The 7,075-nt window shown below is 72.1% G+C and carries 8 protein-coding genes; all 8 read right to left on the reverse strand.

What is annotated here, in order from left to right; translation table 11 throughout:
* Positions 1–111: 111 nt before the first annotated feature.
* Complete coding sequence (locus VFO26_RS02995) at positions 112–675, reverse strand: hypothetical protein (RefSeq protein WP_325113396.1); 564 nt, start codon at positions 673–675, stop codon at positions 112–114.
* Between the two features lie 127 nt (positions 676–802).
* Entirely contained in the window at positions 803–1,126 is a 324-nt protein-coding gene (locus tag VFO26_RS03000) for a hypothetical protein (RefSeq protein WP_325113397.1), read from the reverse strand.
* A 74-nt stretch (positions 1,127–1,200) separates the two neighbouring features.
* Positions 1,201–1,998: an alpha/beta hydrolase gene (locus tag VFO26_RS03005; RefSeq protein ID WP_325113398.1), complete on the reverse strand. Its 798-nt coding sequence runs from the start codon at positions 1,996–1,998 to the stop codon at positions 1,201–1,203.
* 63 nt (positions 1,999–2,061) lie between these two features.
* Complete coding sequence (locus VFO26_RS03010) at positions 2,062–3,609, reverse strand: HD domain-containing phosphohydrolase (RefSeq protein WP_325113399.1); 1,548 nt, start codon at positions 3,607–3,609, stop codon at positions 2,062–2,064.
* A gap of 21 nt (positions 3,610–3,630) precedes the next feature.
* Positions 3,631–4,323, reverse strand: a complete 693-nt coding sequence (locus VFO26_RS03015) for a glutathione S-transferase family protein (RefSeq protein WP_325113400.1) — start codon at positions 4,321–4,323, stop codon at positions 3,631–3,633.
* 13 nt (positions 4,324–4,336) lie between these two features.
* On the reverse strand, positions 4,337–4,918 hold the full coding sequence (locus VFO26_RS03020; protein ID WP_325113401.1) for a VOC family protein: 582 nt from the start codon (positions 4,916–4,918) through the stop codon (positions 4,337–4,339).
* Between the two features lie 12 nt (positions 4,919–4,930).
* A complete protein-coding gene (locus VFO26_RS03025; protein ID WP_325113402.1) occupies positions 4,931–6,232 on the reverse strand; it encodes a hypothetical protein in 1,302 nt (433 codons plus the stop codon).
* Positions 6,232–7,075: citryl-CoA lyase (locus tag VFO26_RS03030; RefSeq protein WP_325113403.1), on the reverse strand; the 844-nt coding region annotated here is incomplete at its 5' end. The genes VFO26_RS03025 and VFO26_RS03030, both read right to left, overlap by 1 nt.

The raw sequence follows: 7,075 nt of genomic DNA on the forward strand, positions 1-7,075 counted from the left end.
CCTCCTTCTGGCGGTCCTGGCGTCGTCTCGTAGACAGCCGCTGCGACGAGAAATCATCGGGCACGCCCTCCGTGGGGACGTGGACGGCCGGTGCGACGGGGCGGCGCGACGTCAGCCGGGGCGGTGCGCCGGCTCGAAGCCCGCCCTGACCTGACGGACCCGCGCACGGAGATCCGCGACGGCTTCGGGAGCGAAGAACGGGCTCTCGACGTCCGTGAGCAGTCGCATGCACGCAACCGCAGACGCCGGGTCGAGCGACAGCGCGGGGTCTTCCAGCTCCGCGGCGAGGGCTTCGAGCTCCTCGCGCACGGAGACGCCTCGGACGTCCACGGCGCCCGCCGGCTGCTGCAGTCGCGCGCGAATCAGCGCGGCGAAGGTCCGCCTGCGTTCGGTCGTGGCCTCGCGTGCCGCGTAGGCGAGCACCCGCGGGATCACGTACGCGTGTCGCTCCCCGGCCAACCGGTCGAGCAGATCCCACTCGCGCCAGAGAGCGCGAACTCCGAGGCCGGCGACGGTGAGGCCCGCCAGGAAGAGCGGCATCGCGAGCGCGGGACGCGCCTGGGTGCCGACGACGGCGAGCCCGAGCGCGAATGCGGCGAGGCCGAAGTCTCCCCACTCCTCCCGTCGCAGCTCGCGCAGGCGGTCCGCGGCGTCGTCGACTGCTCGCGCGTACATGGCACATCAACTGTCACCGTCAGGGCGGTCGGCCGCATCCGAGCATCGCCCGAGCACGATCGCGGACTTTCCGCAACCGAATGCGACGGCCTGGAGGCGCCGACGCTCGATCGGCCGCTTCAGGTGGTCACTGGGCCGTCGGCTTCGCGGCCCACGAGCCGAGGTCGGCGAACGTGATCTCGTAGTCCGCCACCTCCTCGACCCGAACACCGACCGCGGAGGTGACGCGGTCACGGAACTGGGCCCGCGCGGCGCGGTGCTGCTCGGCGACCTCGCGGTCCCTCCAGAAGCTGAGCACCAGGGTCGTCGCCTCCTCCGCGCTGGAGAGCATCAGCAGCCCTTCGAAACCGTCGATCTGCCGCAACCACGGGAGCATCTCCTCGCCCGCGATCGTCGCGATCTCGATCGGCTCGTCGGGTGACGACCTCGTCCTGGTGACGGTCACGAGCACTCGCCCGTTATACCCGCTCCCGCCGCGAACACCGCCCCGGGGCCGAGGCGGGGCCCCGGCCCGGGCCGCAGGTCTCACCGCGTGCGCGCCCCCACCCGCTCCACGACCTCGTCGACGAATGCCAGGACGGCAGGGTGGGCGGCGTCGATCAGGTGCCCTCCCTCGACCCACGCGACACGCGCCGAAGGCATCGCCCGTGCCAACAGCTCGGTGGCCTCCGCGAACCCGGGGCCGGAGTCCCTCGCCCCCACGATCAACGTCGGCTGCGTGATCGTGCCGAGCTCGCCCGGGCTCGTGTCGAGCAGCCCGCCGCGCTCCTCGGCGACGATCGCCGGCCCGTTCGCCGTGAAGACCTGTCGCACCGGCTCGGGCAGGCCCTCCCAGCCCGCATCGCCCAGAACGTCGCGGAGAAACACCTCGGCGACGGTGCCCATGTCGGCCTCCGCGGCCGCGTGGAGCCGCTCGTGCAGGCCCGCCAGCCACTGCTGGAACGCGGGGCTCAGCGACATCCCGCCGCCCTCGCACAACACCAGCGCCCGGACTCGGTCCGGGTGGCGCAGCGCCAGGTCGACCGCGATCTCTCCGCCCTGGCTCCGACCGATGACGACGGCCGGGGAGGCGCCGAGCGCATCGAGCAACTCCGCCGCGTCGTCGGCCTGCAGGTGGACGTTCGTGACGAAGGGGTCCGGACGCTCGCTGCGGCCGAAGCCGCGACGGTCGTACACGATCGCGCGCCCGTGCTTCCCCAGCACCGCAGCAGGGTCGCGCCAGAGCGCCGTCGAGCTCCCGGTGCCGTGGATGCACAGGATCGGCTCGCCGGCGCCGTACTCCTCGTAGTAGAGCGACACACCGTTGACTCGGATCTCGGACATGCGACGAGTATGTGACTTCCCCGGCACGCCGCGCATCGGGCAAACGACCCATCTTGCGCGCGCTCACTCCAGGAGCCCGTGCTCCATTGCGAACACGGCGGCTGCCGCCCGCGAGGAGACCCCGATCTTCGCGTAGACGTTCTCGACGTGACGCCCGACCGTCTTCGGCGAGATGACCAGACGACCGGCGACGTCACGATTCGGGCGCCCACGCGCGATCAGCCGGAGCACCTCGACCTCACGGTCGGTCAGGCCTGCCGGCCACCCCCTCGGCGCCGGAGCCGCTCGCTGCCCGGCGGCCGCGAGGACGCAGGCGACCGCGTCGGAGTCGAGGCCGGCCACGCCTTCGAGCGCGGTGGCGGCGACCTCCTCTCCGAGAGCCGCACGGTGCGGCCGGGCGGCGGTGAGGGCGGCGTAGACGTCCGCGGCGGCAAGGATCCGGTCGCCTCGGCCGAGGGCGTCCCCGGGGAGCGAGCGGTGGTAGCCCGACCCGTCCAGGCGCTCGTGGTGCGACGACGCCGGGCCGACGAGCGAGGCGAGCGGGCCGCAACGCGCGAGGATCCGCTCGGTGTAGTACGGGTGGAGACGCACCCGCTCCCACTCGGAGGTCGAGAGCGGGCCCGGCTTGTCCCAGATCCCGTTCTCGACGGCAACACGGCCGACGTCGTGGACGAGCCCTGCCCGGCGGAGCTCCTCGCACGCGGCGGCGTCGAGCCCCGCGTGTCGCCCCGCCGCCCCGGCGAGCGAGGCAACGCGACGCGAATGGCCGCGCAGCCAGGGCGACTTGAGATCGGTGGCGTCGGCGAGGGCCGTCAGGACCCCCTCGACCATCTCCGGCGGCACCGTCACCACCGGCTCCGGCTCGCGCGCGAGGGCGGCCTCCCATTCGTCGTCACCGAGCTCGGCCAGCACGGTGCCCCCCACCTCGGCGAAGGCGTCGACGACGGCGGGGTCGTAGGCCCGGCCGCGCCGCTCGCCCATCCACGCGGCGGGGTCGTGTCCGAGCCTCGCCGCCAGGTCCGCATCCCTCGCCACGACGACGACACGCACCGCGAGCGGGATCGCGTCGCCCTCCAGGTGCGCCGGGAAGCCCTTGCCGTCCCACCGCTCGTAGGCGTGTGCGAGCGCGTCGACGACGGGTCGCTCGAGCCCCGCGCGCTCGGCGAGCATCGCGCCGACCTCGCAGTGCGTCGAGAGCGAGCGCTCCATGCCCTTGTGGTCCGCGAGCCCCTTCGCAACGAGCCGCAGGCGCCGGATGCGAGGCTGGCCGGGAGCGACGCTGCGGACGAACTGCCCCATCACCTCGCGGTTGGAGCCCATGAGGGCCGGCGCCATCGCCGCATTCACGGCCAGGTCGTCGCCGCCGAATGCGGCAGCGGTCTCCGCCGCGTCAGCCGTGCAGCCGAGGAAGCGCAGCATGGCGAACTGGTGAACCGTGCGAAGCTCGTCGGGCGCACGCCCCATCGCCTCTGCGAGGGCGACGGCGATGGCGCACGTGCGCAGGGCGTGACCCATCGGCTGGCCGGTCCCGAGGTCGGTGGCGAGCGACACCGAGGCGAGGAGCTCGGCCAGCCGGAGCGGCGGCAACGCAGCCGTGTCCGCGCCGACCATGCCGCAACGCGCCGTCGGCGCTCAGTCGGCCTGGGACTTCACGTACTCGATGTAGCCGCGGACGTCGGCGGCAGGCTCCGAGTACGCGTCACCGAGAGTCGACTCCATCGAGGTCATGTACTCCTCGGCCCAGGGAGGAAGGTCGTAGTCGATCGCGCGCAGGAACTCGAGCGTCGCGGCGAAGCGGATGTCGGCGATCGACGGGGTGTCACCACCGATGAACTGCCTCCCGTCGAGGAAGAACGCCCGGTAGACGTCTAGCGGCCCTGCAAGGGCGGCCTCGGCGTCGCTCTGGGCCTTCGCCTTCATGGCGGCGTCCGCCTCGGACGTCGCGACCTCGCCTGCGTACTGCGGGAAGTTGAGGGCGGGATACGTCGCCCGCGCGACGAGCGGGTAGAGCGTGCCGACCAGGTAGAACATCGCGCTGTCGACCATCGCCCGCTCGCCCGGGTCGGTCGGGTAGAAGCGGTCGAGGCCGTGCTTGTTGCAGAGGTACTGCATGATCGCGCAGCTCTCCCAGAGCGCGCCCTTGGGCAGTCCGGGCTCTTCGAGCAGCGGCGTCAGGTCGGCCGGGTCCTTCGCGAGGAACTCGGGGGTGGACTTCTTCCCCCACACGTCCTGCTCCTCGAAGTCCAGCCCTGCCGCTCGCACGAAGATCCGGGTCGTGAGGTTGTTGACGCTCGGCTTGAGGATGCTCAGCGTGTTCGTGGCCATGTGACCTCCCGGGTCAGTAGGGACCTTTCGGAGAGCGATCGTCCGAGAGCGAGCCGCGCGAGCGGAGGACGAGCACCTCGATGGCGTCCGCGAGGTGGCCCTGCGCGATGTTGTAGTCGCCCCGCGCCACCCGGAGCTTGTGCGCCTCGAGCAGCACGTCCGCATGTGTGAACCCGAACGGCGGCTCGAAGCGGTACGAGGCCAGCTCGATCAGCATCCCGAGCGGGTCGTCGAAGTAGATCGAGTCCATGAATCCACGGTCCTTGACGCCGCTGTGCCGGATCCCCCGCTCGTCCAGCCGCTCGACGGTCTGGTGGAACGTCGCCTGCGAGAGCGAGAAGGCGAGGTGGTGCACCGTGCCGGGATCCCGCGAGAGCCGGCTCGGGTCGGGCGTCCGCTCCTCGTTCGTGAAGACCGTGATCAGCCGCCCGTCACCGGGATCGAAGTAGAGGTGGCTCTCCGACTCGTTGTCGAGGTTGGGCTGCTCGAAGACGAACGGCATCCCGAGCACCCCCTCCCAGAAGTCGATCGACGTCTGCCTGCCGGCCCCGACGATGGTGATGTGGTGGACGCCCTGGCTCTGGATCTTCCGCAATTCGGCTCCTGTTCAGCGCTCGACGAGCTTCGACTTGTACTCGCTGCGCCGTAGGCTGCCCCACGGCACCAGCTCCACGCGGGTGGAGACCACGAGGACGCTGCGTAGTCTCTCGCGAATCGCCTCGGCGAGCGAGTCGTCACCCGCTCGGCCTCGCGCGAGCTCCACGGCCACCGGGAGCGGCGGGTCCTGCTTGACGCCCGGCGCCCCGGGCTTGACGAGGATGTGGCCGCTGACGTCGGGCGCGAACCCGCTCACGACCTCGCGGACCGCCGACGGGAAGACGTTGACGCCGCGGACGATCAGCATGTCGTCGGTGCGTCCGATGCAGCGCACTCGCGGCCCGGTGCGCCCGCACCCGCACGGTCTCGTGCGGACCTCCACGTGGTCGTGGGTGCGGAACCGCAGGAGTGGTGCCGCGCGGTGCCTGAGGTGCGTCAGCACCAGCTCGCCCGACGCGCCGTCCTCCATCGAGAGCGGGGCTCCCGTGCCCGGGTCGATCAGCTCCGCGTGGACAACGCCGCGCGCCCCGAGGTGCATCCCGTCCTGCTCCTCGCACTCGCCCCACAGCGACGGGCCGATGTCGCCGATGCCCATCGCCTCGGTGACCCGCGCGCCCCACCCCTCTTCGAGCATCGATCGAAACGCGGGCTCGCCGCCACCCGGCTCGCCGGCGACGAGGACGCGCCCGACGCTCGAGCCCCGAAGATCGACCTTGCGCTCCACCGCCCGTTCGACGAGGTAGGCCGCATACGAGGGCGTCAGCACCGCGGCGTCGGGGCGGAGCAGCTCGATGGCGACCAGCAGGCGCTCCGTGTTCCCCGTGCCGAGCGGGATGTGGCAGACGCCGATCCGGTCGAACGCGGCAAGCGCCGCGCCCGCCACGAACGGCCCGGCGTCGTACGTCGACACGAGCCGCTGCCCCGCGGCCAGACCGGAGGCGGCGTAGCTTCTCGCGGACGACGTGACCCAGTTGTCGAGGTCACCGCCGGTCAGCGGGATGTAGCTCGGCGCGCCCGTGGTGCCGCTCGTGGAGTGGATCCGGACGATCTCGGACGGGCTCGCACACAGGTGCGCGCCGATCGGATCGTCGGGAGTGCAGGTCGCCCGGAGCTCGCGCTTCTCGGTGAGGGGGAGTTGCGCGATCTCCGCCAGGCCCCCCGCCGCCTCCGGGGCGTCAAGCCCCGCCGCGCCGAGCTTCGCGCGGTAGAACGTCGAGCGCTCGAGGACGTACGCCAGCTGCTCGCGGTAGCTCGCGTCGTCGAGCACGAGCTGCTCGTCCCACGGGAGTGTCTCGACCTCCGGTGCGAGCATCAGGCTCGGCCGTCACCCGGCTCGTACTCGATCGCCTCCTCCGCCCTTCCGGCCATGAGGAAGCCGAGGGGCCGCTCCCGCTCCTCGGCGAGATGGGCGAGCAGGCCGGCGGTGCGCGCGAGGATCGGGACCGCCTTCACCGCGTCGGCCGGGAAGCCGAGGTCGAGCATCACCGCCGCGATGGGCAGCGAGACGTTCATCGGCAGCGGCTTGCCCCAGGTGTCGTCGACGGCGTCGCGCAGGTGGCGCGCGAGCAGCACGTGCGGCCCGCTCACGCCGCGGGTGTCGGCGAGCTCGAGGATCCTCTCGGCGCGCGGGTCGAGCGGCCGGTGCACCGGATGCCCGAACCCCGGCATCTTGCCGCCCCAGCCGTGGATCGCAAGCGCCGCATCCCGCGCGACCGCCGCGGGCTCCGCGCCCGCGGCCACCTTGCCCTGCGCGTCCTCGAGCAGCCGTGCGCACTCCTCCGCCGTGCCGAGGACGACCGGGCCGCAGCCGAGGATGCCGGCCGCGACGGCTCCCTGCAGCGACCCGGGATCGGCGGCGAGCGTGATCCGTGCGGCGACGTTGGTGGGCATCATCCCGTGCTCGGCGATCGCCACGAGCAGTACGTCGAGGAAGTAACCCTGGTCATCGGTCGGCTCCTTCCCCGTCAGCAGCAGGTGGAAGTACTCGGTGAAGCTCAGGCGTCCCATCAGGTCTCCGCAGAGATCGCGCCCCCGCACCTCGACCCGGTCGGGAAATGCCTGGGCGATGTGGCTGACGGGCTTTCCTGGGCTACCTATCTGCATGCGTCCTCGCTCGGCGTCGACCTCGATCCGTGGCCCCACGAGTCTCACACAC

Source organism: Gaiella sp. (genome assembly GCF_035710885.1).
Lineage (GTDB): Bacteria > Actinomycetota > Thermoleophilia > Gaiellales > Gaiellaceae > Gaiella.